The following is a 1,964-nucleotide window of genomic DNA, read 5'->3' on the forward strand; positions in this document are numbered from 1 at the left end:
CTCACCGTTCGCTCATTTGGATGACCCAGTAGCCAAATAACCAGCCTCAAGTGTAGTCTGACTAAGCAATTACAGGATTTGGCAGACGCTTTAGGGGGCGGAGATTGAAGAGAACAAGTTCAGAACGAGTAGATGATGTGCCAGTAGTGATCAAATGGTTAAGCCAGATGCAGATTGAGGCGCTAATTAACCAAGAAGTACCACCACCACACGGCAACCGTCAGGGATTAAGCTACGGTCAACTAGCGGTGTTGCTGTTAAGTTATACGATCACCCAAGCAGATCATCGACTGTGTGCAGTAGAAACCTGGGTCAAGCAACATCATCAAACTTTAGAATTAGCAACCGGCTGGAAGATAGCAGACAAAGACGCAACCGATGACCGACTGGCAGATTTGTTGAGTGTATTGGGTGGATCGGAACACCAGGCAAGAGAGGCAATTGAAACCTTCTTAGGACAACACTTAATTCGAGCCTATGAATTACCGACTCAAGTTGCCCGCAGTGACACCACCAGCTTTTCGGTCTATCATCAAGCCAATCAAGAAGTGTCCGAACCAGACCAAGCATCTGCCCCATTACTAAACTTTGGTTATAGCAAAGATCGCCGCCCCGATTTACTCCAATACCGTCAGATGTTAGCGACTTTAGATCCATTGGGGGTGCCCTTACTAAGTGCAACACTAGAAGGCAACGGAGCAGATGACCCCACCTACGTTCCTACATGGAAACGTCTAGCTCAAATCATTGGTCATCATGATTTTCTCTTCTTAGCGGACTGCAAAGCTTCAAGTTGGTCAAATCGAGGGCAAATTGACCGAGAGCAAGGAATTTACTGCTTTCCCGTTGGCATGAGTGGGCATCGTCCTCAACTTTTAAGGGATTGGGTATTGAATCCGCCGACTCCTATTACTGATATCTGGTTGCCTAATCAGGAAAAGAGTGAAACTGCCATCGGTGAAGGATTTGAAGTTCCTTTGGGCAGCCTGTGGCTAGACCCGGATACCCGACAGTGGCATCGGTGGTCAGAGCGATGGTTAGTGATTCGTTCTCATGCCCTAGCACAGCGCCAAATTAAGGGATTAGAGCAACGTCTTCAAAAAGCGGAAAAAGCTTTGGTATCGTTGGCTGCCAAACCGGGACAAGATGCCAAGATTTTACAGGAAAAAGTTGAGCAAATTCTCCAGCGTCATCGGGTTGAGGAGCATCTGCTAGTAACTGTTAACAAGAAAATACAGTATCCCAAGGTTTATGAGAGTGTCGGTCGTCCCAGCCTGGAACGCCCTTTTCGTCGAGTCAGAAAAACTACACTCACTTTAAGTTATCAACGCCTAGAAACAGCCATTGCACTCTTCACAACTTTGGCAGGTTGGCGATTGTATGTCACTAATGCTCCTGCTGAGCGGTTGAGCTTAGAACAGGCAGTGTTTTACTATCGAGAACAATGGCAACCCGAACGAGGCTTCCATCGTTTTAAACGAGGTCGTCTTCCCGCTTTACCTATTTACTTCCAAGATGAAAACCGTATTCAAGGGTTGATGTTTCTACTAACAATTGCTCTGCGGGTTTTCACGTTAATGGAGTTTGTAGTACGTCGTCAATTGCAAGAACAGCAAACAGCTTTGGCTGGTTTGTATGATGGTAATCCCAGGCGCGCAACAGTTCGTCCTACTGCTGAACGCTTGCTGGCAGCTTTTTGTGGCATTACCCTATATTTTCATCCTGATGAAAGTTGGGAAATTAGTCCTCTCAATCCTCTGCAAACACAGATTTTACAATTAATGGGAATCGATCAATCTATCTATAGTCTACCTGAGCGGTGTAACTCAACCAAGCCAGTGCCTCTGTGAAGATGCCGTTAAGTCTGTAGTTGGTGCATCTTCTCCATAGCCGAATTGCCCAGTACGGCTACACTTGAAGCTATTTATTTGGTTACTGGGTCATCCAAATGAGCGAACGGTGAG

1 protein-coding gene is annotated in these 1,964 nt (G+C 46.3%); it reads left to right on the forward strand.

Annotated elements, in window-relative coordinates:
- Positions 1-104 precede the first annotated feature (104 nt).
- Positions 105-1,850 (forward strand): IS1634 family transposase, encoded by a 1,746-nt coding sequence (locus H6F74_RS07615; RefSeq protein WP_242021908.1) that lies wholly within the window; start codon positions 105-107, stop codon positions 1,848-1,850.
- The last annotated feature ends 114 nt before the right edge of the window (positions 1,851-1,964 follow it).

Source organism: Trichocoleus sp. FACHB-90 (assembly GCF_014695505.1).
Lineage (GTDB): Bacteria > Cyanobacteriota > Cyanobacteriia > Cyanobacteriales > FACHB-T130 > Funiculus > Funiculus sociatus.